The organism is Halarchaeum sp. P4 (assembly GCF_051195175.1).
Lineage (GTDB): Archaea > Halobacteriota > Halobacteria > Halobacteriales > Halobacteriaceae > Halarchaeum.
In genome coordinates this window covers 523,361-544,663 of the sequence record NZ_JBNTKC010000002.1, presented here as the reverse complement: position 1 = coordinate 544,663, position 21,303 = coordinate 523,361, and the positions used below count along the sequence as shown (strand labels likewise).

The following is a 21,303-nucleotide window of genomic DNA, read 5'->3' as shown; positions in this document are numbered from 1 at the left end:
CTCGGTTCAACCCTCTCCTTTCGTTTATTCCGACGCGTAGCGGTAGCGCTCGACGTCGTCCTCCGTCCCGACGATGACTTCGTCCGCGAGTCCGACGAACAGCCCGTGCTCCACGACGCCGGGCGTCGTCGAGAGGTCCGTCGCGAGCGCCGGTGGCTCCGCAATCGCGCCGAACGCACAGTCGAGGACGAGGTTGCCGTTGTCCGTCACGACGGGGCCGTCCTTCCGCTTGGCCGACCGGAGCGTCGCGTCGCCGCCCATCTCGGCGACCGCCGTCGCGACGGGGCGGCGTGCGGACGGGAGCACCTCCACGGGGACGGTGTGGTCGAGTTCCGCCGCGGCCTTCGACGGGTCGGCGACGACGACGAAGCGCCCGGCCGAGGCGTCGACGAGTTTCTCGCGGGTGTGCGCCGCGCCGCCACCCTTCACGAGCGCGCCGGTCTCCCGGTCGAACTGGTCGGCGCCGTCGATGGCGACGTCGACGCCGCCGACGTCGTCGAGGGTCGTGAGCGGGATTCCGGCCTCGCGGGCGAGCTCCCTCGACTGGAAGCTCGTCGGCACTCCCCGAATGTCGAGGCCAGCGTCGACGCGCCGCCCGAGCGCCCGAATCGCGTGCGCGGCCGTACTGCCGGTGCCGAGGCCGACGACGTCCCCGTCGTCGACGTAGTCGGCGGCGTATTCACCCGCGTTCCGTTTCGCCGTCTCGCTCCCGCCACGCTGCTTCATACGTCCACACTCTCCGCCGCGAGGCAAAAACGAACCGAACCGTTAGAGGCGGCGCTTCACGGCGTCCCGGTCGTGAGCGAGCGTCAGCGTCCGCGAGCGCCCGCGTCCCTCCAAACTCTCGTAGCGCGCGTCGATGAGGCCGAGTTGGTCGAGCTTGTTCACGACCTCCGTGTAGCGCGTGTAGCCGAGGTCGGTGCGCTCGGCGAACGCGTCGTAGACGTCGCCCGCCTGCTCGCCATTGTGGTCCGCGACGACGTCCACGAGCGTGCGCTCGACCTCGCTCAGCGCGTCGAGGTTCCGGGAGAGGTGGAGGTTGCGCGCCTCCTCGCTCACCGCCTCGACGTCCTCCAACTCGACGGTACGGGAGGCCCGCGACTCCGCGTGGAGTCCCGCCCGTCGGAGGAGGTCGATGCCGACCCGGAGGTCGCCCGTGTTCGAGGTGAGTTCGGCGACCCTATCGAGGACGTCCATCCCGACCGCGCCGTCACGGAAGCCGACCTTGACGCGGTCGCCGAGGATGTCCGCGACCTCCTCGCGGTCGTAGACGGGGAAGTAGGCTTCCTCGGGGCGGAAGACGGACTGGACGCGCCCGTCGAGCGCCTCGATGACGTCGAGGTCCGGGTCGGAGGAGACGGCGACGACGCCGACCTTCGCGCCCGGGTACGTCTCGTGGGCGCGCAGCAGCGAGTAGAGCGTGTCGGACGCCTCGTTCTCGTAGAAGAGGTAGTTCACGTCGTCGAGCGCCACGACGAGGACTTCCTCCTCGTCGATGAGGCGCTCGGCGACCTGCCCGAAGAGCTTCTTGAACGAGATGCCCGAGGAGGGCGGTTCGTAGTCGAAGATTGACTGGAAGACGCGCGAGAAGACGCCGTAGCGCGTCGAGTCCACCTGACAGTTCACGCGGACGACCCGAACACCGGGCTGGCCGCCGAGCTCGGCGAAGAGCTTCTGGACGGCCGTCGTCTTCCCGGTGCCCGGCGGCCCGCGAACCATCGCGTTCAGCGGCCGGTTCCCCCGGACTGCCGGCTTCAACGCGTACTGGAGGGTCTGGAGTTGCGACTCGCGGTGGCGGAACGCCTCCGGCACGTAGTCGATTTCGAAGACGTGCTCGTCGCGGAACACCGACTCGTCCCACGACAGCATCCCTCCGTCGGGGTCGTCGGCCATCGGCGAAACGTCGGTTCGCACGCCACATAAGCCTTCGCCGGGTTTCTAGAACTTCTCCAACAGCCCCTCGTAGAAGGCGGTGTCCTCGCCCTCCCCGGCGAGCTTCTCGACGATGAGTTCGGGCGTCGAGCGCGCCAGCAACCCCTTCTCGGGGGAGCGCTCGACGACCAACTCGCCGTCCTCCAGACCGACGGCGCGGATGCCGTCCACGTCCACGTCGTAGTCCGCGGTGTCCCGGATTTCGCCGGCGAGGTGCGAGACGAAGACGCCCGTCGCGCCCGCGTCGTGGAGTTCCTCGAGGATGCCCGCGATGATTTTCGCCGACGCGCCCGGCTCGGTGATGGACTCCAGTTCGTCGACGAGCACGCACTTCGCGTCCGCGCCGCGCGTGAGCGCCGCGAAGTCCCGGAGCGTCGCCTCGAACGCGCCCGCGTCGAGTGTCCCCTGGCTCTTCGCGTAGTAGTGGAGTTCCTCGACTGCGGGGACGCGCGCGGAGTCGGCGGGCACTGGGAGGCCCATGTGCGCGAGCACGACCACCGTCGCCACCAGGTCGAGCGTGCTCGTCTTCCCGCCGGAGTTCACGCCGGAGAGGAGCGCGACGCCCTCGACGCCGTAATCAACGGGCTCGACGTCCTCGAACGGTACGTCGAGCAGGGGCGAGCGCCCGCCCTCGATCTCGAAGCCGGTGGCGTCGCGCTCGGCGGGCGTGCAGTCGAAGTCCTCGCAGAAGCGCGCGACGGCGAGTTCGACGTCGAGATCGAGGGCGTCTCGGACGAGCTCCGCGGCACCCGTGCGGAGGTCGGCGAGGCGCGCTGCGAGGTCGCGTTTGCGCTTCGCCGCCCGCCGGTCGCGCTCGGCGACGAGGTCTTCGCGGAGCCGCGACACCGCGTCGCCACGGCGCTCGACCGGATAGGTGGGTTCGTCGCCGAAAATCTGGTCAGCGAGGCTCGCCTCGTCCTCGCGCAGTGCGAGGGTGTCTGCGACGTGCTCGCGCGCTGCCGCCACCGCCGCGGCGTACTCGTCCGCCAACTCCCTGGAGAGTAGGGAGTCGACGCCGGCGCCGCGCTCGACGAGCGAGAGCAGGTCTGCGCCTTCGATGGTGACGTCGCGCTCCTCGAGTGCCTCCCGGAGGTGGTCGTTCGCCACCGACTCGGCGGTGGAGACGGCGGCGTCGAGGTCGTCGACGGCGACGTTCAACCGCTCCAGCTCCTCGTCGCCCGCGACACTCCCGTCCGCGTCGAGCTCGCCGAGGCCGTCCTCTAAGGCGTCGAGGTCCACGGGTGCGTCCAGCCCGGCGTGTCGGTGCACCGCGATTGCGGCGCGCAGCGACTCGCGGTTCGTCGCGAAGAACGCGAGCGTCCGCTCGGGCACGTACTCTTCGGGGTGGTCGAACGCCTTCGGGTCGACCGTCACGTCGCCATCGACGGTGACGCCCGCGAACGCCTCGTCGAGCGCGACGACCGACGCGTAGCCCCGCGCGAGGTCCGCGAGGCCGTGGGTGTCCTCGACGACTTCCACGGAGAGTTCGGGGAACGCCTCCTTCGCCTCGGCGTACGTCTCGGCGTCCGTCGTCGCGAGACAGCGGTCCCGGACCGTGACGTCCGAGGGGCGTTCGACCGGCGAGACGTCTTCGAGTGCGTCCAGCACGGCGGAATCGACGTCGCGCTTGCACGCCCGCTCGGCGAACTCGGCGACCTCCTCGATGCGTGAATCGGCCGCGGACGGGTAGAACGTCGCGAGGCGGCGCTCGCCGTAGGTCGTCACCGCGCGCTCCTGTAGGAGTTCGAGGACGGCGTCGTACACCTCGCGGGCGCGGTCGGTGGCGAGGAAGCCGCCGGGGTCGTCGTGGCGCGCCCGAATCGCGCCACGGACGATGTGGGCCGCGCGGCCCGCCGAGACGCCGGGCGCGGACGCGACGGCGGCGACGTCCTCGCGCTCTAAGGCGTCCTGTGGGTCGTCGAGTTCGCGCAGTCGCTCGGCCGTCTTCGCGCCGACACCCGGGACCTCCTCCAGTTCCATCGCTCCCGCATTAGGCGTCATCGGGAAAACGTCTTGCCCTCAGTAGTGGGGGTACTCCTCGGGGTAGAGGAGGCCCTTCCGCCAGCGCCACGCCGCCGCGAACACCCGGAGGAAGGCCCCGACCGGCAGCGAGAGGAGGTAGCAGAAGACGGCGAGGCCGACGGGGTCGGCCGGCCCGAGCGCGCCGACGCCGACCGTCGCCGCCAGCGCACGCTCGTAGGCCTGCACGAGGAGGTAGCCGGGGACGCCGAGCGCGCCCAACTGCCCCTCGATGCCGACGGCGACGTACGTCAAGACGAGTAGCGCGAGTGTCGCGAACGGCCACCAGACCGACCGGCCGGAGACCCATCGCGCGACGTCCTCGATGTCCAGCATCGCCTCGGAGTGACGCCCTCCCGCGGCTTAAAAGGCGCCATCGCGTCGCCCCGACCGGTACACGGAAGGGAGTGCCGTGCGAAACCGTGTGGTATGACCGTCGAGGCCAAACTCGCGGCCGCCCGCGACGCCCTCGCGGAGCGCGACAGCGTGCTCGTCGCGTTCAGCGGTGGCGTCGACTCCTCGGTCGTCGCCGCCCTCGCGCACGACGCGCTCGGCGACGACGCCGTCGCCTGCACCGCCAAGAGCGAGACGCTCCCGGAGGCCGAACTCGCGGACGCCAAGCGCGTCGCCGAGGAGATCGGCATCCGCCACGAGCTCGTGGAGTTCAGCGAACTCGATGACCCGAACTTCGTCGAGAACGACGGCGAGCGCTGCTACCACTGCCGGACGATGCGCCTTTCCCAGATGTTCGAGGCGGCCCGCGACCTCGGCATCTCGACCGTCTGCGACGGCACGAACGCCTCCGACCCTGGCGAGGGCCACCGACCCGGCCTGCAGGCTGTCGAGGAACTCGACGCCTACTCGCCGCTCCTCGAAGCCGACATCACGAAGGACGAGGTCCGTGAAATCGCCGACCACTACGGCCTCAGCGTCGCGGACAAGCCCTCGATGGCGTGTCTCTCCTCGCGCATCCCGACCGGCCTCGAGGTGACGGAGGAGAAACTCACGCGCGTCGAGAAGGCCGAACGCCTCCTGCGGACGTGGGGCTTCGAGCAGTTCCGCGTCCGGGACCACGACGGCCTCGCGCGCATCGAAGTCGCGCCCGAGGAACTCGACGTCGCGCTCACCACCGAGTTCGCGGAGGCCGCACGCGAACACCTCTCGGACGTCGGCTTCGACCACGTGACGCTCGACCTGCACGGCTACCGGACGGGGAGCGTCTCGCCGGCGAACGAAGGCGCGGAGGCCGACGACTAGGCCGACGGGCCGGATCACGCTGGCGGCTAGCAGTTCCATTTCTCGGCACGGACCGACTGAAGGGAGGGAGTACCGAGCTTTTGGTCCAGATTTTCCCAGGGAGTGAGCGACTGCGAACGACCGCAGGAAAAGGTGGCGGGCGGGAGTGGACAGTATTTTCGCGGCCGAAAAAGGCGACGCCCCTAGTTCCCCGTCCACTTGAGGAGCAACAGCGTCCCCTCGAAGAGGACGATCATCGTGGCGGCGACGACGACGGGCGCAACACCGGTAGGGTCGGGGGTCATGAGGAAGGAGACGCCGGCGAACGCACCCCAGAAGAGGAGGCGGCGGTCGACGAGCCAGCGCCGGGTCGTGAGCCCCATCATGATGGCGAGCATCACGAAGAGCGGAATCTGGAAGACGATGGCGAGGTAGGCCATCAGGATGAGGATGAGGTTGAACGTCGAGCCGAGCGCGAGCGCGGCGTTCGCGACGCTCTGAGAGTAGAAGAGGAAGTACGTCATCACGGCGGGGACGACGATGAAGTAGGCGAAGGTGACGCCGACGACGGCGAGCACGAGGCTCGTCGGGATGGCCGAGAGGTAGTAGCGCCGCTCGTTCGGGTAGAGGCCGGGCCGCATGAAGGCGTACGTCTCGTAGACGAGGACGGGGAGTGCGACGACGACACCGGCGATGGACGCCACTTTGAACTGGGTGACGATGAGCTCGAGTGGCGCGTAGATGTGGGGCTGTGCGGTGGTGCCGGCGGGGAGGACGCCGTACCAGATGTTGCCGATGAGGCCGTCGGCGAGCGGGAAGCAGAGCGCGCTAATGACGCCGGCGATGAGGACGACGATGCCGAGGCGCTTGACCATCTCCTCGATGTGGTCGGCGAGCGGTTGCTCCTGGTCGGTCGCCGGTCCGCCCATCACGCCGGTTTCGGCCTCGACGTCGTCGGGGAGGCCCGTTTCTCCCTCGGGGACGGTCGGTGCCTCCTCGTCGGTCTCTTCGTCTCCGTCGTCGGCCGTGGGCGGGGTGTACTCGAGGCCGCCGTCGTCCTCGCCCGCGGCGCCATCGGTGTCCCCCTCGGGCGTCTCGTCCGTCCCCGCGGACCCCGATGCGGTGACGTCCGTGACTTCCGGTTCGACGGGGGCGGCGTCGATTGGTTCGGCGTGTGTGACGTCCGCGTCCTCGGTCGCCTCGTCGGCGTCGCCCGCGTCCTCGCGGCCGGGCGCCCCGTCGTCCGGTTCGTCTGCCATTCTCTGTCTACGATAGATGATGCCGGCGTTATAGGCTTTCTTTTGGGTGACGAGGAGAAGATTGATAACGGGAAACGGGCTACCGGACACAAATGAGCGACTCGGGGGTCGTTAGCGAGGACACCGCCCGCGCGGTCAACGAAGGCCGCGAGACCATCGGTGTCCTCCTCGGGACGGCACAGAAACGCCTCCAGGTCGTCTTCATCGCGTTCGTCGTCGGCCTCTTCGGCGGTATCATCGCGATGCGGAAGTACATCTGGCCGGCGCTGAAGGCGGACCTCATCACGAAACTCGGGCTCGACGAGAACGTCGACGTCATCTTCCAGACGCCGTTCGACGTCATCCTCCTGCAGGTCAAAATCGGGATGATCGTCGGCGTCGTCTTCGCGCTCCCCATCCTGCTCTACTACGCGAAGCGGCCGCTCGCGGAGCGCGGCATCATCCCGGACGTCTCGGTCTCGAAGTGGCAACTCGCGGGTATCGGCATCGTCGCCATCTTCCTCGCGTTCGTCGGCGTCACGTACGCCTACGAGCTCTTCTTCCCGCTGATGTTCTCGTTCCTCGCGGGGAACGCGATGAGCGCGAACCTCCAGCCGATGTACTCCATCGTCGCGTGGACGCAGTTCATCCTCGTGCTCGCCGTGTCGTTCGGCGTCGCGGCCCAACTCCCGCTCGCGATGACGGCGCTCTCCTACGCCGAAGTCGTCCCCTACGAGACGTTCCGGGACTACTGGAAGCACGCCGTCATCCTCATCTTCGGCTTCGGTGCGGTGTTCTCGCCGCCGGACCCCTTCACGCAGATCATGTGGGCGGTCCCGCTCCTCTTCCTCTACGCGCTCAGCCTCTACCTCGCGAAAGTCGTGACGCTCGCGCGCCGCGGGAGCGAACGCATCGACGTCTCGCGCGAACTCCTCGCGCGCTGGAACGTCCTCGCTGGCGGTACCGTCCTCGGCTTCCTCGCCGGCTACGGCTTCTTCGGCTACGGCGGTATCGGCCTGCTCAACCGGACGATCGGGCGCTTCTCTCAGTACAGCGTCCCGACGGCGACGGAATTCGTCGGCCTCGGGCCGAACGCTTCGCTCGCCGTCGTCGGCCTCGTCGTCGCGTTCGTCGGCTTCCTCGTCGCGTTCGGCTACGCGCTCTACGACGCCATCGCGGCCGCCGCGGCCGCCGAGAACGCCGTCTACGGCGGGAAGGCGCGTAAGCCCGAGAACCTGAACCTCTCCGTCCTCGACGCCGCCGGCGTCCGCGCGGCGCCCGATGAGCGCTTCGACGCGATGGACGAGGAGGAGGCCCTCGAACTTGCCAACGAGGCGATGGAGGCCGGCGAGAAGGAGAAGGCCGGCGCGATCCTCGACCGCTTCGACGAAGCTGAGGAGCGCCGCAAAGCCGAAGAGGGCGACGAAGGCGAAGCGGCCGACGGTGAGGGCGAGACCGGGGAGGAGAGCGACGTCTTCACGCGGACGAGCGCGGGGATGCTCGATGCGTTCACCGAGGAGGAAACCACCGAGGAGGACATCGGCGGCTACTACCACGACATCCGCTTCATCCTCGGGAGCCTGCGCTCGCGGCTCTTCTGGCTGGTCGGCTGGTTCATGCTCGTGCTCGCTGCCACGTTCGCGTTCCTCTACCGGGGCGGCCTCGGGTTCATCCGGAACGACTTCATCAGCCGCATTCCCCCGGAAGTCCTGCAGGAGAACCCCGACGCGCTCGGCTGGCCCATCGTCCTCCACCCGGTCGAGGCGCTCGTCTTCGAGGTGAAGCTCTCGACGGTGGTCGCGGCCATCGTGTCGATTCCGCTCCTCCTCTACTTCATGTGGCCGGCGCTGCGCGAGCGCGGGTTCATTGAGGCGCGCCGCCGCGTCATCTACGCGTGGGCGGCCGCCATCTCCGTCACCATCGTCGCCGGGAGCGTCCTCGGCTACATGTACGTCGCGCCGACCATCATCTCCTACCTCGTCTGGGACGCCCTGCAGGCGAACGTCGTCATCAGCTACCGCATCAGCGACTTCCTCTGGCTGGTGTTCATGACGACAGCGGGTATCGGCCTACTCGCCTCCATCCCGGTGACGATGTGGCTCTCGCACTGGTCGGGCATCGTCGGGTACGGCACGATGCGCGCGCAGTGGCGCGTCTTCGTCCTCGGTGCGTTCGGATTCGGCGCGCTCGTCACCCCGGACAGCCTCTACACGATGATCGTCGTCGGCGCGCCCATCGCTATCGCGTTCTTCGTCGGCCTCGCCGGCCTCTGGGTGGTGACGCTCGGCGGCCGTCGGGGCGGCGGTGGTGCGAGTCCCGAGGAGCCGACCACTGTCGACGAGCGACCGGCCTGAGCGGCGAACGCGTCGCTTAACTATTCGCTCACGAATACGGGAGTATGCCCAAGATATCCGTCGACGTCCCGAAGGAACTCCTCGAGGACCTCGACCAGCACGTCGGCGACGACGGCAAGTTCGTGAACCGCTCGGACGCGATTCGCGCCTCGCTCCGCAAGACCCTCGACGTCCTCGACGAGATCGACGCCCGGCACGGGCGCCTCGAGGACGACCGGGAGGAAACGGATGAGTGAGGGGGAGACGCCGCTCGCTACCGGGCGCGTCGTCCTCATCGCGCTCTTCGTCACGGCGCTCGTCACTGCCCAACTGACCGCGTCGAAGATTCTCGCCTTCCAGCTCCCGATCTCCCTCCCGGTGACGGGGAGCACGCTCGTGATGCCGGGCGCGGCGCTCGCCTACGCGCTCACCTACTTCGCGACGGACTGCTACAGCGAACTCTACGGCCGACGGCCCGCGCAGGTCGTCGTCAACACGGGCTTCGCGATGAACTTCGTCCTGCTCGTGCTCGTCTGGTCGACGATTCTCGCACCCGCCGCGCGCACCTCTGTCGACCCCGCGACCTTCGCGACCGTCCTCGGCTCCTCGACGAGCATCGTCCTCGGGTCGCTCTGCGCGTTCGTCGTCAGCCAGAACTGGGACGTCATCGTCTTCCACGCGCTCCGCCGGCGTACCGACGGCGCGCACCTCTGGCTGCGCAACATCGGCTCGACGGCGTCGAGTCAGGCCATCGACACCGTCATCTTCGTCGGCGTCGGCTTCTGGCTCGCCCCGCAACTCCTCGGCGGCACGCCGCTCCCGTCGAGCGTCATCGCGAGCCTCATCGTCGGCCAATACGTCTTGAAGCTCCTCATCGCGCTCTGCGACACACCGTTCGTCTACGCCGCGGTCTCGCTGCTCGGAAACCGCGCTGAGACGGGCCGCGTCACGCCCACGAAATAGTCGCCCTCATCCGCGAACGCGGCCGGGAAAAGTGTCTAGTCGCGAATCTCCGCGAAGGCAAAGCGGGGCTTGACGTCCACGACTTCGACGTGGACTTCGTCACCCAGCTCGCCGTCCGGGACGAAGAGCGTGAAGCCGTCGACCTTCGCGATACCGTCGCCCTCCTCGCCCTCGTCGACGATTTCGACGTCGAGCTCGTCGCCGACACGGACCGGGCCCGTGAGTTTGTTCTTCCCGACGACGTACACCTCGGAGGAGGCGTCCCGGGAGGCGTCGGGGGAGAGCGTCCGCGTGAACGCGAACTCGCGCTCAACGTCCGCCTGGAACTGCTCGAGGTCCTGGCCCTGGAAGATTTTCGCGACGAAGTTCCCACCCTCGCCGAGGAGGTCGTCCGCCGTCTCGAGCGCCTGCTGGGCGAGGTAGGCCGAGCGGGCGTGGTCGAGGTTGTACTCGCCGGTCATGTTCGGCGCCATGTCCGAGACGACGGTGTTGACGCGGCCGTCTGCGGCCTTCCGCACCTTCTCCTTCGTCTCGTCCTCGGTCATGTCGCCCCGAATCGTCTCGACGGGCGCGTCGCCCTTCTCGACGTCGTCGATGCGCTGGAGGTCGACGCCGATGACGCGGCCGTGCGAGCCGGCCTTCTCGGCGGCGACCTGCAGCCACCCACCGGGGGCGGCGCCGAGGTCGACGACGGTGTCGCCCGACGAAATCAAATCGAGTTCGCGGTCCAGTTGCTTCAGCTTGTACGCCGAGCGGGCGCGATAGCCCTGCTGCTTCGCCCGGTTGTAGTACTCGTCTTTCCCGGCCATTGTTGGCCTAGTAAAGGGCGTGGCGGCGTTTACGCGCTTCGCTCGGCGGCCGCCGTCGCCCGCCACTTCTTCACGCGCACGCGCGCATACCGGGGGTTTATTATGCGGCCCGGGCGTACCGATTTCCAAGATGTTCAAGGCGATCGTGAGTGCCGACACGCTCCGGGACACGCTCGACTCCGTGAGCGTGCTGGTGGACGAGTGCAAGATCCACCTCAACGAGGACGGCCTCGAAATTCGTGCCGTCGACCCCGCGAACGTGGGGATGGTGGACCTGGAACTCTCCGCGGACGCCTTCGAGTCCTACGAGGCCGACGGCGGGCTCATCGGCGTCAACCTCTCCCGGCTTGAGGACATCGCCGGGATGGCGGACGCCGGCCAGCTCGTCCAGCTCGAACTCGACGAGGAGACCCGCAAGCTCCACATCCAGATCGAGGGCCTCGAGTACACCCTGGCACTCATCGACCCCGACAGTATCCGACAGGAACCCGACCTCCCCGACCTCGACCTCCCCGCGCAGGTCGTCGTCGAGGGCGCGGACATCGATCGCGCCGTCCGCGCCGCCGACATGGTCTCCGACCACATCGCACTGGGTGTCGACGCCGAGCGCGAGCTCTTCTACGTCGACGCCGAGGGCGACACCGACGACGTCCATCTCGAACTCGAGCGCGAGGACCTCATCGATCTGGAGGCCGGTGACGCGCGCTCGCTCTTCAGCCTCGACTACCTGAAGGACATGAACAAGGCGCTCCCGAAGGACGCCGAGGTCACCCTCGAACTCGGCGAGGAGTTCCCCGTCAAACTCCACTTCGACATCGCGGAAGGGCTGGGCTCCGTCACCTACATGCTCGCGCCCCGTATCCAGTCGAACTAACGCCCGAGCCGCCGTTTCTCTCTTTGTGCTTCCCCGTCCAGTGGCCGCGCCGCTCGCGTAACACCCACGTACCCGCGCCGCCTATCCCCGTGCGTGAACCGTGCGTACGCCCTCGCGCTCGCCCTCGGCGTCCTCGCCGTCGTCTGCCTCGCGAACCCGCTCTACGTCGCGGCGATACCGGAGGCGAACGTCCTCGGGCATACACCGAGGGGCGGTGACGCGGCGGCGTTCGCGCCCGACTTGCGGTATCTCGCGCGCCTCGGCCTCTCCGCGGTCGGCGTCTTCGCGCTCGTCGGCGCGCTCGCCTCGCTCTTCGCCGTGGGTGTCGCGGTGTCGGCGGAGGAACGCCCGTAACTCGTGACGGGACCGTCGCGACGAATCGCGCGCCTCTTGGCGCCCCGTCGCCTCCGCTCGGGTATGAGCGACCCCGAGTTTCCCGACCCGGATTCGGCACATCCGGTTGCCCCGGGTTGTGAGCGCTGTCCCGCGCTCGCGGAGGCACGCGAATGCATCGCGTGGGGGAACGGTCCCCTCGACGCGGACATCGTCGCAGTCGGCGAGGCGCCGGGCGCGGGGACGCCCGAGGCCGAGCAGTGGCAGGGCGGCAACTGGACGGGGATGGCCTACACGGCGCGCCATTCGGGACGAATCGTCCGCGAACTCTTCGCGGACGCGGGCCACGACGCGGTCTTCTACACGAACGCGGTGAAATGCTTCCCGCCGGACGGTGAGGGGTCGAACCGCGAGCCGCGCCAGTCCGAACTCGAGAACTGCTTCGAGCACTTGGAGGCGGAACTCGAGTCCGTCGACCCCGCGGTGGTCGTCACCACCGGGAAGCACGCGACGCACGTCATGTTCGACGCCGCGAGCCGCGAGCTCGAGGGCTTCCTCGACTCGGTGCTCGAGCCCGTCCCGTGCGAGCCGCTCGGCGTGACGATACTGCCGGTGCTCCACCCGGCCTACCAGCACATGTGGCTCTCGCGGCTCGGCTACGACTACGAGGAGTACGCCGCGGAACTCGGCCGACTTCTCGAGGAGTACTGTTAGGCGCGACGCGACTTACGCGAGCACCGTCTCGCCCGCGCGAACCGTGTCACCCACCTCGACGGTGACGTCCTCGACGTCGTACTCGGGCGGGAGGAGGACGTCGGCGCGGCTGCCGAAGGAGATGTGGCCGACGCGTTCGCCGCGCTCCACGACGTCGCCGGGTGCGACGTAGGGGTGGATGCGGCGGGCGAACGCGCCCGCGATGAGGTCGAGCTCGTAGCTATCGGTGGTGACGCGGACGCGCTCGTTCTTCTCGGACTCCTTCGAGAACGCAGGGCGGTGCGCGCCGTCGCGGTGGTCGACGGACGCGACGACGCCGTCGAGGGGCGCGCGGTTCACGTGGACGTCCGAGACGTTCATGAAGACCCCAATGCGGACGCGACCGTCCTCGGTTCTGAGAACGCTCACGCGGCCGTCGGCGGGCGAGACGACACCGTCCGCGGGAACGTCCCGGTCGGGGTCGCGGTGGAACCAGAGGACGAACAGCCCGAGGCCGGCGAGCGCGAGCCCCACGGGCAGGAGGACGAACAGGCAGGGAACCGCGAGCGCGAGCGGCGGGACGGCGTACGTGCGGGCGCCGGGCGCGAGACGCATACGCCACGGATGGGGGCGCGGCCGTCAACCGTCTTGCGGTCCCGACGCGGCGCGGACCGGGCGGTTTATCGGCGTCGGACCCCACCGACAGTCCGTATGGAGACTCGTCACGCCCGATATCCGTTCGCCCGCGACGCCCGTCGGGCCGTTCAGGAGGCGGGCGTGGATCTCGTCGAAGTCGTCCGCGAGGACGACGCGGTCGTCGAGCGCGCGACCGAGCGCGTCCAGAACGCGCTCACGGAGCGCGACGTCGGCGAGCGCGCCCCCTCGGACCGCGTCGAACTCCTCTCGTATCCGGTCGCGCGTGTCCTCGTCTCGCTCGTGGACGAGAACGTCTGTACGCGCTACTACGCGCAGGCAGAGGCGAACCGCGCCGAGACGCGCTTCCGCGCTGACTTCGGGGACGAGCGCGGCGTCGTCACGCGCACGGACCTCCTCCGCGAGTTCGACCTCGCCGACGACGTCCGCCCGGTCCGCGACGGCGGCTTCGAGGCGGGTGTCGCCACCTACCTTCGCCTCGCGGCGTCGCTGCGCGGCGACGAGTGGCGCCTCGTGAACCGGCCGCTCGACGACGGCGTCGTCCCGGTGAGCGAACCAGAGCTCGACACGCTGCTCCGCGAGGCGGTCCAGGAGCGCGTCGAGGACGGCCTCCCGCTCGGGGTGCCGGACGCGATCGGCGACGCGCTCGACGAGCCGCTCGCGGCGATTCGGGAGACGCTCGCGGACCTCGACCTCACGCGCGAAATCGACACCGTCGTTCCCGACCTCTTCCCGCCCTGTATGCAGCACCTGCTCGACGCCGTCCAGCGCGGCGACCACCTCGCGCACCACTCGCGCTTCGCGCTCACGGCGTTCCTCGGCAACATAGGCCTCTCGACGGACGAAATTGTCGAGCTCTACGAGGTGAACCCGGGGTTCGGCGAGGAGATGACGCGCTACCAGACCGACCACATCAAGGGCGAGTCGAGCCCCACCGAGTACACCGCGCCGTCGTGCGCGACGATGCAGGCCTACGGCGACTGCGTGAACCCGGACGCGCTCTGCGAGCACATCAGCCACCCGCTCAGCTACTACGAGGCGAAACTCGAGGACGCCGACGAGGACGAACTCGAGGACTGGCGGGAGGCGGACGCGACCGAGGAGACCGCAGAATAGGGCGTGGCAGACGGGCGTTCGAAGCGCGGCGCGTGTTCGGCGTTCGTCGGCGGTTTTCGACGGCGCTCAGTCCTGTTTCGTGGAGAGGTAGAGGCCGGCACCGGCCATCACGAGGACGAAGGCGACGATGGCACCGACGACGGTGTACCCCTCCTGCGTGGTGAACGCCTGCGTGTGCGTAATCGTGTCACCGACGAGGATGATGCCGATGAAGAGCGCGACCGCCCCGAGCGTCACGGCCGCCTCGACGACGGTGTCGCGTTCGATGAGCATACCGCTTCTTTCCGCACAGCGAGCAAAAGGGTGGCGGTCTGCCGCTCGTGATACCGCACAGATGGCCGATAGGAGCGCCGGTGATGCGCTTTTAGGGCTGTAGCACCTATCTGTTCTCATGGTGCCAACGAAACCCACCCGCACCACGAACCCCCGCATCGAACCTCTCGTCCCGGACGGCCGGACGGACAGCCGCGCCGCCCGCGCGCGCAGCGAGCCGATGGCCGTCGTGCCGCTCGGCGACGGCCGCTACGACGTCGTCGTCGGTGCCGGCACCGCCTATACTGTCGCGCTCCCCGAGGGGACCTGCACGTGTCCCGACTACCAGTACCGCGAGACGCGCTGCAAGCACCTCCGTCGGGTCGCCATCGAGATTACCGACCGCCGTGTCCCAGCGCCCGACGAACGCGACGCCGACTGTGCGGCCTGTGGCGAGCGCGTGTTCGTCGACGCCGAGACGCCCGACCCGGTCTACTGCGACGACTGCACGCTCGACGCCGGGACGCTCGTCCGCGACCGCGAGCGCGGCGACGTCCTCGTCGTCGTCGACACCCTCCAGAAACGTGCCCGTGCCGTCGACGTCGGCGACCACACCGTCGCTACCCACCCGTCGAACGAGGGCTACGACCCCGACGACGTCGTCGTCGAGGCCGTCTACCCGGTTCGTGACGCCACGCCCGAGCGCCTCCGCGAGCGCGGCGTGCGGACGTACGCCTTCCCGCGCGGCCGCCTCGAACGCGTCTGACTAGTCGAGCATCTCCGCGCCCTCCTCGACGCTGAGGACGCCCTGCGCGACGGCTTCGAGGACCTTCGTGACGTCCGTGTCGTCCGCCTCACCCTCGCCCGCGGCCTTCAAGTCGGGGATGGTGTCGCCGTCCGCGAGCGCCTTCTCCTTCTTCACGCGGTAGTTCCCGCCGTCCGTGACGTGCAGGTCGCTCGGATGGAAGAAGTACCAGTCCTCCCGGTCGAAGCGCACGCCGATCTTCGGCCGCGCCCCGAAGTTCTGCGAGAAGTAGACGAGCGCCTCGACCTCCTCGCCGGTGAGGTAGATGGGCTTCCCGGAGGAGGACTTCGCCTCCACCGCGTAGAAGACCGTGCCGTCGCCCGCAAGGACGTCCGGGAGTTCGCGCGTCGTCGCGGACCCGGACGCGGGCGCACGCATCACGGCGAACCCCGCGTCGTCGAGACGATTGACGAGTTCGCGCTCGCGCCGGTCGCCCTTCTCGTTTCGCACCATATCCCCTCTCGCCGCCGAACGCGGATAAACTGGCCGATGGCGACGGGGTCGGCCGGGGTTCTTAATCCGGTTCGTCCCGAACCACGCTCGCGTGAGCGAGTCCTCCACGTCGAGTTTCGATGCCGACGACGCGGCGGAGTCGGGTACGTCCGGCACCGACATCCTCGCCCGGCAGATCCGCTCCGGTCTGAACGAACTCCAGCGGCCCGCGGACGGCCTCCTGCTCTCCGCGCTCTCCGCCGGTCTCGACATCGGCTTCGGCCCGCTCTTCATGGGTGTCGTCCTCACCCTGACGGCGGGCGTCTACGACCACGCGACCCAGACGTTCCTCGTCGCGAACGCCTACGCCATCGGCTTCGTCTTCGTCGTCCTCGGGCGCTCCGAACTCTTCACCGAACACACCACGCTCGCCGTCCTCCCCGTGCTCGACGGCCGTTCCTCGTTCGCATCGCTCGCGCGCCTCTGGGGCCTCGTCTACGTCGGCAACATCGTGGGTGCGTCGATCTTCGCCGCCGCGATGGTGTGGCTCGCGCCCGCTTACGGCATCGTTGAGCCCGGCGTCTTCGCGGAAATCGCCACACCCCTCCTCGCGCACGGCCCGTTCGTCGTCTTCACGGGCGCCATCCTCGCCGGCTGGCTGATGGGCCTGCTCTCGTGGCTCGTCGCCGGCGCTGACAGCACGCTCGCACGCTTCGCCGTCGTCTGGCTCGTCACCGCCGCCATCGGCCTCGCACACCTCCCACACTCCATCGCCGGCACCGTCGAGGTGCTCGCCGGCGTCCTCACCACTGACGCCTACCCGCTCGTCGCCTACTTCCGCTTCCTCGTGGTCGCCACCGCTGGCAACGTCGTCGGCGGCGTCGTCTTCGTCGCCCTCCTCAAGTACGGCCACGTCGTCCGGGGCGGCGAGTGAGGGGCGTAACGGCTATCTCGTCGTACTCAGTATCACCGCCCGAAATGGCGGACACACCCGACTCCGGCGGCGAACCACAGCGCGTCGGCCGCTGCACGTCCTGTGGACGTGTGTTCCCGGTCCAAGTAGACGGCGACGCCGCCCGTCCCATCGGCACCGACGGGACGTGCGTCTGCGGGAACGCGACGTTCCGACTGCTCCCCGAAGAAGAGTAGTGCGCGTCGTCCGTCGCTCGATGCGGCCGTGTTCGACGGCGGAGCCGTCGGGCTTGCTCACGGATCGTTCCTCCCCGTTCGCGTGTTCGGCGAACTCTTCGAGTTCGCCTACGTCCCGTGCCGCCAGGAGCCCATGTACTGCTCCTGCTCGGTGGAGAGGACGTCGTGCTCGATGCCCTCGGCGTCGAGTTTCGTCTCCGCGACCTCGCGGTCGAGCTCGTCAGGGACGGAGTGGAGGCCGGCGTCGTACTCGTCACCGTTGTTGGCGAGTTCGCGCACGCAGACGGCCTGCACGCCGAAGGACTGGTCCATGACCTCGACGGGGTGGCCGAGCGCGACGGGGCTCGCGAGGTTGACGAGGCGGCCCTCGGCGAGGACGTTGACGCGCGAGCCGTCCTCGAGTTCGTACTCGCGGACGCCCTCGCGGGCCTCGCGCTCGTTCACGGCGAGCTCGGAGAGCTGTTCGAGGTTGATTTCGACGTCGAAGTGGCCGGCGTTCGCGAGGACGACGCCGTCCTGCATGCTCGCGAAGTGCTTCTCGGTGATGACGTCGCGGTTCCCGGTGGTGGTGACGAAGACGTCCCCCACTTTGGCGGCCTCGTCCATCGGCATGACCTCGTAGCCCTCCATGTGGGCCTCGAGCGCGCGACGGGAGTCGACCTCGGTGACGACGACGTTCGCGTTCTGGCCGGCGGCCTTCTTCGCGACGCCGCGGCCACAGTAGCCGTACCCGGAGACGACGACGGTCTTGCCCGCCCACGAGAGGTTCGTGGTCATCGCGATGTTCGCGAGCGCGGACTCCCCGGTGCCGTGCACGTTGTCGAAGAGGTGCTTCATCGGGGTGTCGTTCACGTTGAACATCGGGTAGTCGAGGGCGCCCTCCTGATCCATCGCGCGGAGGCGGTGGACGCCGGTCGTGGTCTCCTCGGTGCCGCCGACGATGTCCTCGATGAGTTCGGGGTACTCCTCGTGGATACGGAAGACGAGGTCGCCGCCGTCGTCGACGGTGATAGTGGGTTCGTGGTCGATGACGGCGTCCATCGCCTCGTAGTACTCCTCGTCGTCGACGCCGCGCTTCGCGTAGGACGTGATGTTCTCGTGGGCGTCGAGCGCCGCGCTCACGTCGTCGTGCGTCGAGAGGGGGTTACAGCCCGTGATGGCGACGTCCGCGCCGGCCTCGGCGAGCGTCTCGACGAGGACGGCGGTCTTCGCTTCGACGTGGAGCGCCATCCCGACGCGGTGGTCGCGCAGGGGCTTGCCGGCCTCGAACTGCTCGCGGAGCGCGGTGAGGATGGGCATGTGTTCGAGCGCCCAGTCCATCTTGCGTCGACCCTCCTCGACGTGCTCGTCGACGTCGTCGAGGCGGTCGCTGATAGGAGCGGCGGTGTCCATACGTGTTCGTGCACGGGGCGCGTGGAAAATACTTCGCATACCCGCTCGCGTCGCCGTGCGGCGTGTGCGCCGGCACGTGAGCAAGGCGTGCCGGCGCCGGTGGCTCCGATGGCCGTCGCGTTCACCCGTGGCGTCGCGTCTCCGCCACGGCGGCTCTAGTTCGGAGCGCTCGTCAGAAAAGGACGGTGGCTGCTGAGGTACTAGTCACTCACGGTACAACGGCGCTCGCGGCCGATTAGCCGTCGTGGCCGTGGGCCTTGCCGTTGCCGTTTCCGGGCGTCTCGTCCTCGGTGTCGGAGTCGCCGTCGTCGCTACTCTCGGCGTCCGTGTCGGAGGACTGCGTGCTGTCGGAGTCCGCGTCGGACTCGGTGGAGTCGTCAGTCTCGTTCTCGGCGGCATCGTCGTGGCCGTTGGCGCCGGCGTGCTCGGGCGGCCCGCGCTCGTTACCGTCGTCAGTCTCGTTCTCGGCGGCGTTGTGACCGTTGCCCTGCTTCTTGTCGTGACCGTTGGCGCCGGCGTGCTCGGGCGGCCCGCGCTTGTCGTCGTCAGTCTCGTTCTCGGCCGTCTCGTTCTCGTCGCCTTCGACGTCGGTCTCGTTCTCGTCGGCGTCGTGGCCGTTCGCGTGGGCGTTACCGGGGTTGTTCGAAGTGACCCACTCGGAGACCGCCTGCCCGCTCATGTTGCCCGAGGCGAGGAGGCTGTGGACGAACGCGGAGACGCGTTCGCCGAACGGCTCGTCGAGCTCAGTCTCGTTCTCGGTGGCGTTCTGCGTCGTGTTCGTCGCGACCGTCAGGGTCGCGGTCGTGGAGGCCGTCAGGTTGTCCGTCATCGCGGTGACGACGACAGTGACGTTCTCCTCGGGGGCGGGGAGGGCGACGGTGCCGCTCTCGCCCGTCGTGTAGCTCCCGGTGCCGGCGTACGTCACGTTGTCCTGTGTCTCGACGTCCACGGAGGCGTTCGCGGCCGCGCTCCCGTTCTGCGTCACGGAGACCGTCGCGCTGCCGTCCTCAGACTGCGTGACGTCGACTGCGAGGGTCGCGTTCTGGGTGTCGTTCGTCGGCGCGACGAGCGTCGCGGTCGTGGACGCGCTGAGGTTGTCGGCCGTCGCGGTCACGTCGACCGTGACGTTCTGCTCGGGGGCGGGGAGTGCGACGGTGCCGTTCGCACCCGTCGTGTAGCTCCCGGCGCCGGCGTACGTCGAGTTGTTCGTCGCGGCGACGTCGACAGTCGCGTTGGAGACGGCACTGCCGTTCTGCGTCACGGCGACGGTGGCGTTCCCGTCGTCAGCCTGCGTGACGTCGACGGCGAGCGTCGCGTTCTGGGTGTCGTTCGTCGGCGCGACGAGCGTCTGCGTCACCGTCGCCGACTCGTTGTCGGCCATCGCGCTCACGGCGACCGTGACGTTCTGTTCAGGGGCAGGGAGGGCGACGGTGCCGTTCGGCCCCGTCGTGTAGTTGCCCGCACCCACGTACGTGGAGTTGTTCACCGGCTCGACGCTCACAGAGGCGTTCGCCACCGCACTCGCGTTCTCGGTGACCGTCACCGTCGCACTGCCGTCGTCGGCTTGCGTCACGTCGACCGTGAGGCCGTCACCTGACGCGGCGAGGGCGCCCCCGGCGAAGGGGACCGCCAACGCGGCGACGAGCATCACCGACATCGCAATCGTTCGGGTCCGTGTCATCGTACCCTTCCCTACTCCCCAGGAGGGGAAAAACCCGGACGCTCGTTCAGTCGCGTTCCGTACGTTTAGAGGGTTCTGAACGGTTTAAACGGTTATTCTCTCTCGGCCCGAGCCACCAGTTCCTCGGCGTGCCGCTGCGCGCGCGCCCGGACGGCCGCCTCGTCGAGGACCGTCACCTCGCCGTCGCGCATGAGCACGTCCCCGTCGCAGACGGTGTGCCGGACGTCGCTCCCGCGCGCCGCGTACGCGAGGTGCGAGACGGCGTCGTGCGTCGGCGTCAAGTGGGCGGTCTCGAAGTCCACGACGGCGAGGTCCGCCTTCCGTCCGGGCTCGATGCGGCCGGCGTCGATGCCGAGCGCGTCCGCACCGCCCACTGTCGCCATCTCCACGACGGCCTCGGCGGGCACGGCGCTCGCGTCGTTCGCAGCGTGCTTTCCGAGCATCGCGGCGTCGCGCATCTCGTCGAAGAGGTCGAGGTCGTTGTTCGACGCCGCGCCGTCCGTCCCCAGTGCGACGGTCACGCCCGCCTCGCGGTAGGCCGGAATCGGAGCCGCGCCCGACGCGAGCTTCATGTTCGACGCCGGGCAGTGGACGACGGCCGTGCCGCGCTCGGCAAGCAACGCGACCTCGTCGGCGTCGCTGTGGACACCGTGCGCGAGGAAGTCCGCGTCGCCGAGCATCCCGAGGTCGTCCGCGTACTCCAGCGGGCGCTCGTCGTGCTCCTCGACGATGGGCGCGACCTCGTCCGCGGTCTCGTTCGCGTGGTAGTGGAGTGCCACGCCGGCCTCGCGGGCTTTCGGGACGTACTCGCGGAGGAGGTCCTCGTCCACCGTCGTGAGGCTGTGGGGCGCGTAGACGGTGCGGATGCGGCCGTCCGCGTAGCCGTCGTACTCGCGGGCGAAGGCGAGACTCTCCTCGTGGTCGGCGCGCGCCGCGTCCTCTTCCTTCCCGACGCCGACGACGCCGTGGCCGAGGCGCGCGCGCAGGCCCGCCTCCTTGACGGCTTCCGCGACTTCCGGCATCTCGAAGTACATGTCCGCGAACGCCGTCGTCCCCGCCTTGATGAGTTCGACGAGCGCCAACTCGGTGCCGACGCGGACGTCTTCGCCCGTTAGTTCGGCCTCGACCGGCCAGACGTCCTCGCGGAGCCAGCTCTCCAGGGGTTTGTCATCGGCGTACCCCCGCAGGAGCGTCATCGCCGCGTGGCAGTGCGCGTTCACGAGACCGGGCATTACGAGACAGCCCTCGGCGTTCAGCGTCTCGTCGGCCGCCTCGACGTCCTCGCCGACGTCGAGTATCTCGCCGCTCTCCCCGTCCACGAGCACGTCGCTCTCGCTCACCGAGACGTCCGGGTGGAGGACGCGCCCGCCCGCGATTCGGAGCGTGGTCATA

The 21,303-nt window shown here is 68.9% G+C and carries 23 protein-coding genes; 11 read left to right on the top strand and 12 right to left on the bottom strand.

The window, feature by feature from the left end:
- Nucleotides 1-24 precede the first annotated feature (24 nt).
- Genes rpiA through ACQUS8_RS11005 form a run of 4 tightly spaced genes read right to left on the bottom strand, consistent with a single transcriptional unit; the run spans nt 25 to nt 4,287 of the window.
- Nucleotides 25-726, bottom strand: coding sequence for a ribose-5-phosphate isomerase RpiA (rpiA, locus tag ACQUS8_RS11020; protein WP_435100927.1), 702 nt, complete (start codon nt 724-726; stop codon nt 25-27).
- 42 nt (nt 727-768) lie between these two features.
- Nucleotides 769-1,893, bottom strand: a complete 1,125-nt coding sequence (locus tag ACQUS8_RS11015; RefSeq protein WP_435100925.1) for an ORC1-type DNA replication protein — start codon at nt 1,891-1,893, stop codon at nt 769-771.
- A 45-nt stretch (nt 1,894-1,938) separates the two neighbouring features.
- Nucleotides 1,939-3,912 (bottom strand): MutS-related protein, encoded by a 1,974-nt coding sequence (locus ACQUS8_RS11010; protein WP_435100923.1) that lies wholly within the window; start codon nt 3,910-3,912, stop codon nt 1,939-1,941.
- A 39-nt stretch (nt 3,913-3,951) separates the two neighbouring features.
- Nucleotides 3,952-4,287, bottom strand: a complete 336-nt coding sequence (locus tag ACQUS8_RS11005) for a hypothetical protein (RefSeq protein ID WP_435100921.1) — start codon at nt 4,285-4,287, stop codon at nt 3,952-3,954.
- Between the two features lie 93 nt (nt 4,288-4,380).
- On the opposite strand from ACQUS8_RS11005, the gene larE reads away from it, so the two are divergent.
- Nucleotides 4,381-5,208: an ATP-dependent sacrificial sulfur transferase LarE gene (gene larE / locus ACQUS8_RS11000; protein WP_435100919.1), complete on the top strand. Its 828-nt coding sequence runs from the start codon at nt 4,381-4,383 to the stop codon at nt 5,206-5,208.
- Between the two features lie 182 nt (nt 5,209-5,390).
- On the opposite strand, the gene ACQUS8_RS10995 is transcribed toward larE, so the two are convergent.
- The gene (locus ACQUS8_RS10995; RefSeq protein WP_435100917.1) at nt 5,391-6,446 is read right to left on the bottom strand and encodes a twin-arginine translocase subunit TatC; all 1,056 of its coding nucleotides are present in this window, start codon (nt 6,444-6,446) and stop codon (nt 5,391-5,393) included.
- 92 nt (nt 6,447-6,538) lie between these two features.
- On the opposite strand from ACQUS8_RS10995, the gene tatC reads away from it, so the two are divergent.
- The 3 genes from tatC to ACQUS8_RS10980 are packed head-to-tail and all read left to right on the top strand — an operon-like array spanning nt 6,539 to nt 9,721.
- Nucleotides 6,539-8,779: a Sec-independent protein translocase TatC gene (tatC, locus tag ACQUS8_RS10990; protein WP_435100915.1), complete on the top strand. Its 2,241-nt coding sequence runs from the start codon at nt 6,539-6,541 to the stop codon at nt 8,777-8,779.
- Between the two features lie 44 nt (nt 8,780-8,823).
- Nucleotides 8,824-9,015, top strand: coding sequence for a ribbon-helix-helix domain-containing protein (locus tag ACQUS8_RS10985; RefSeq protein ID WP_435100913.1), 192 nt, complete (start codon nt 8,824-8,826; stop codon nt 9,013-9,015).
- The gene (locus ACQUS8_RS10980; RefSeq protein ID WP_435100911.1) at nt 9,008-9,721 is read left to right on the top strand and encodes a queuosine precursor transporter; all 714 of its coding nucleotides are present in this window, start codon (nt 9,008-9,010) and stop codon (nt 9,719-9,721) included. The genes ACQUS8_RS10985 and ACQUS8_RS10980 overlap by 8 nt, the downstream gene beginning before the upstream one ends.
- A 35-nt stretch (nt 9,722-9,756) precedes the next feature.
- Here the strand turns inward: ACQUS8_RS10980 and ACQUS8_RS10975 are convergent, their stop codons facing one another.
- On the bottom strand, nt 9,757-10,530 hold the full coding sequence (locus ACQUS8_RS10975; protein ID WP_435100909.1) for an SAM-dependent methyltransferase: 774 nt from the start codon (nt 10,528-10,530) through the stop codon (nt 9,757-9,759).
- A 130-nt stretch (nt 10,531-10,660) separates the two neighbouring features.
- Between ACQUS8_RS10975 and ACQUS8_RS10970 the strand changes: the two genes are divergently transcribed.
- From ACQUS8_RS10970 to ACQUS8_RS10960, 3 genes are all read left to right on the top strand, one after another.
- Nucleotides 10,661-11,404 (top strand): DNA polymerase sliding clamp, encoded by a 744-nt coding sequence (locus tag ACQUS8_RS10970; protein ID WP_435100907.1) that lies wholly within the window; start codon nt 10,661-10,663, stop codon nt 11,402-11,404.
- Nucleotides 11,405-11,497: 93 nt separating this feature from the next.
- Nucleotides 11,498-11,758: a hypothetical protein gene (locus tag ACQUS8_RS10965; protein ID WP_435100905.1), complete on the top strand. Its 261-nt coding sequence runs from the start codon at nt 11,498-11,500 to the stop codon at nt 11,756-11,758.
- 63 nt (nt 11,759-11,821) lie between these two features.
- Nucleotides 11,822-12,451 carry a uracil-DNA glycosylase gene (locus ACQUS8_RS10960; protein ID WP_435100903.1) on the top strand — a complete coding sequence of 210 codons (630 nt, stop codon included), beginning with the start codon at nt 11,822-11,824 and terminating at the stop codon, nt 12,449-12,451.
- Between the two features lie 12 nt (nt 12,452-12,463).
- Here the strand turns inward: ACQUS8_RS10960 and ACQUS8_RS10955 are convergent, their stop codons facing one another.
- Nucleotides 12,464-13,045, bottom strand: coding sequence for a protein sorting system archaetidylserine decarboxylase (locus tag ACQUS8_RS10955; protein ID WP_435100900.1), 582 nt, complete (start codon nt 13,043-13,045; stop codon nt 12,464-12,466).
- A gap of 96 nt (nt 13,046-13,141) precedes the next feature.
- Between ACQUS8_RS10955 and priL the strand changes: the two genes are divergently transcribed.
- Entirely contained in the window at nt 13,142-14,200 is a 1,059-nt protein-coding gene (priL, locus tag ACQUS8_RS10950; protein WP_435100898.1) for a DNA primase regulatory subunit PriL, read from the top strand.
- 66 nt (nt 14,201-14,266) lie between these two features.
- Here the strand turns inward: priL and ACQUS8_RS10945 are convergent, their stop codons facing one another.
- The gene (locus ACQUS8_RS10945; protein ID WP_435100896.1) at nt 14,267-14,473 is read right to left on the bottom strand and encodes a DUF7472 family protein; all 207 of its coding nucleotides are present in this window, start codon (nt 14,471-14,473) and stop codon (nt 14,267-14,269) included.
- Between the two features lie 118 nt (nt 14,474-14,591).
- Here ACQUS8_RS10945 and ACQUS8_RS10940 point away from each other — a divergent pair, with 118 nt between their 5' ends.
- On the top strand, nt 14,592-15,218 hold the full coding sequence (locus ACQUS8_RS10940; RefSeq protein WP_435100894.1) for an SWIM zinc finger family protein: 627 nt from the start codon (nt 14,592-14,594) through the stop codon (nt 15,216-15,218).
- Here ACQUS8_RS10940 and hjc read toward each other — a convergent pair whose 3' ends face one another.
- Entirely contained in the window at nt 15,219-15,710 is a 492-nt protein-coding gene (gene hjc, locus ACQUS8_RS10935; protein WP_435100892.1) for a Holliday junction resolvase Hjc, read from the bottom strand. It abuts the gene before it with no gap.
- Nucleotides 15,711-15,801: 91 nt separating this feature from the next.
- Between hjc and ACQUS8_RS10930 the strand changes: the two genes are divergently transcribed.
- Together ACQUS8_RS10930 and ACQUS8_RS10925 are read left to right on the top strand one after the other, a co-directional pair.
- Nucleotides 15,802-16,623, top strand: coding sequence for a formate/nitrite transporter family protein (locus tag ACQUS8_RS10930; protein WP_435100890.1), 822 nt, complete (start codon nt 15,802-15,804; stop codon nt 16,621-16,623).
- A 44-nt stretch (nt 16,624-16,667) separates the two neighbouring features.
- Complete coding sequence (locus ACQUS8_RS10925; protein WP_435100888.1) at nt 16,668-16,838, top strand: hypothetical protein; 171 nt, start codon at nt 16,668-16,670, stop codon at nt 16,836-16,838.
- 108 nt (nt 16,839-16,946) lie between these two features.
- Here ACQUS8_RS10925 and ACQUS8_RS10920 read toward each other — a convergent pair whose 3' ends face one another.
- The 3 genes from ACQUS8_RS10920 to ACQUS8_RS10910 all read right to left on the bottom strand — a co-directional run bounded on the left by ACQUS8_RS10920 (nt 16,947) and on the right by ACQUS8_RS10910 (nt 21,302).
- Entirely contained in the window at nt 16,947-18,230 is a 1,284-nt protein-coding gene (locus ACQUS8_RS10920; protein ID WP_435100886.1) for an adenosylhomocysteinase, read from the bottom strand.
- 235 nt (nt 18,231-18,465) lie between these two features.
- The gene (locus ACQUS8_RS10915) at nt 18,466-19,911 is read right to left on the bottom strand and encodes a DNA primase (RefSeq protein WP_435100884.1); all 1,446 of its coding nucleotides are present in this window, start codon (nt 19,909-19,911) and stop codon (nt 18,466-18,468) included.
- Nucleotides 19,912-20,003: 92 nt separating this feature from the next.
- Nucleotides 20,004-21,302, bottom strand: a complete 1,299-nt coding sequence (locus ACQUS8_RS10910; protein ID WP_435100882.1) for an amidohydrolase — start codon at nt 21,300-21,302, stop codon at nt 20,004-20,006.
- Nucleotide 21,303 lies beyond the last annotated feature (1 nt).

Bases quoted from the DNA above. Each gene is read 5' to 3' on its own strand.
- ACQUS8_RS11010 (WP_435100923.1), bottom strand. From the start codon at position 3,912: ATGGAACTGGAGGAGGTCCCGGGTGTCGGCGCGAAGACGGCCGAGCGA.
- ACQUS8_RS10940 (WP_435100894.1), top strand. From the start codon at position 14,592: ATGGTGCCAACGAAACCCACCCGCACCACGAACCCCCGCATCGAACCT.
- larE (WP_435100919.1), top strand. From the start codon at position 4,381: ATGACCGTCGAGGCCAAACTCGCGGCCGCCCGCGACGCCCTCGCGGAG.
- ACQUS8_RS11015 (WP_435100925.1), bottom strand. From the start codon at position 1,893: ATGGCCGACGACCCCGACGGAGGGATGCTGTCGTGGGACGAGTCGGTG.
- ACQUS8_RS10915 (WP_435100884.1), bottom strand. From the start codon at position 19,911: ATGACACGGACCCGAACGATTGCGATGTCGGTGATGCTCGTCGCCGCG.
- tatC (WP_435100915.1), top strand. From the start codon at position 6,539: ATGAGCGACTCGGGGGTCGTTAGCGAGGACACCGCCCGCGCGGTCAAC.
- ACQUS8_RS10985 (WP_435100913.1), top strand. From the start codon at position 8,824: ATGCCCAAGATATCCGTCGACGTCCCGAAGGAACTCCTCGAGGACCTC.
- hjc (WP_435100892.1), bottom strand. From the start codon at position 15,710: ATGGTGCGAAACGAGAAGGGCGACCGGCGCGAGCGCGAACTCGTCAAT.
- ACQUS8_RS10910 (WP_435100882.1), bottom strand. From the start codon at position 21,302: ATGACCACGCTCCGAATCGCGGGCGGGCGCGTCCTCCACCCGGACGTC.
- rpiA (WP_435100927.1), bottom strand. From the start codon at position 726: ATGAAGCAGCGTGGCGGGAGCGAGACGGCGAAACGGAACGCGGGTGAA.
- ACQUS8_RS10920 (WP_435100886.1), bottom strand. From the start codon at position 18,230: ATGGACACCGCCGCTCCTATCAGCGACCGCCTCGACGACGTCGACGAG.
- ACQUS8_RS10970 (WP_435100907.1), top strand. From the start codon at position 10,661: ATGTTCAAGGCGATCGTGAGTGCCGACACGCTCCGGGACACGCTCGAC.
- ACQUS8_RS10955 (WP_435100900.1), bottom strand. From the start codon at position 13,045: ATGCGTCTCGCGCCCGGCGCCCGCACGTACGCCGTCCCGCCGCTCGCG.
- ACQUS8_RS10995 (WP_435100917.1), bottom strand. From the start codon at position 6,446: ATGGCAGACGAACCGGACGACGGGGCGCCCGGCCGCGAGGACGCGGGC.
- ACQUS8_RS10925 (WP_435100888.1), top strand. From the start codon at position 16,668: ATGGCGGACACACCCGACTCCGGCGGCGAACCACAGCGCGTCGGCCGC.
- ACQUS8_RS10960 (WP_435100903.1), top strand. From the start codon at position 11,822: ATGAGCGACCCCGAGTTTCCCGACCCGGATTCGGCACATCCGGTTGCC.
- ACQUS8_RS10975 (WP_435100909.1), bottom strand. From the start codon at position 10,530: ATGGCCGGGAAAGACGAGTACTACAACCGGGCGAAGCAGCAGGGCTAT.
- ACQUS8_RS11005 (WP_435100921.1), bottom strand. From the start codon at position 4,287: ATGCTGGACATCGAGGACGTCGCGCGATGGGTCTCCGGCCGGTCGGTC.
- ACQUS8_RS10945 (WP_435100896.1), bottom strand. From the start codon at position 14,473: ATGCTCATCGAACGCGACACCGTCGTCGAGGCGGCCGTGACGCTCGGG.
- ACQUS8_RS10980 (WP_435100911.1), top strand. From the start codon at position 9,008: ATGAGTGAGGGGGAGACGCCGCTCGCTACCGGGCGCGTCGTCCTCATC.
- priL (WP_435100898.1), top strand. From the start codon at position 13,142: ATGGAGACTCGTCACGCCCGATATCCGTTCGCCCGCGACGCCCGTCGG.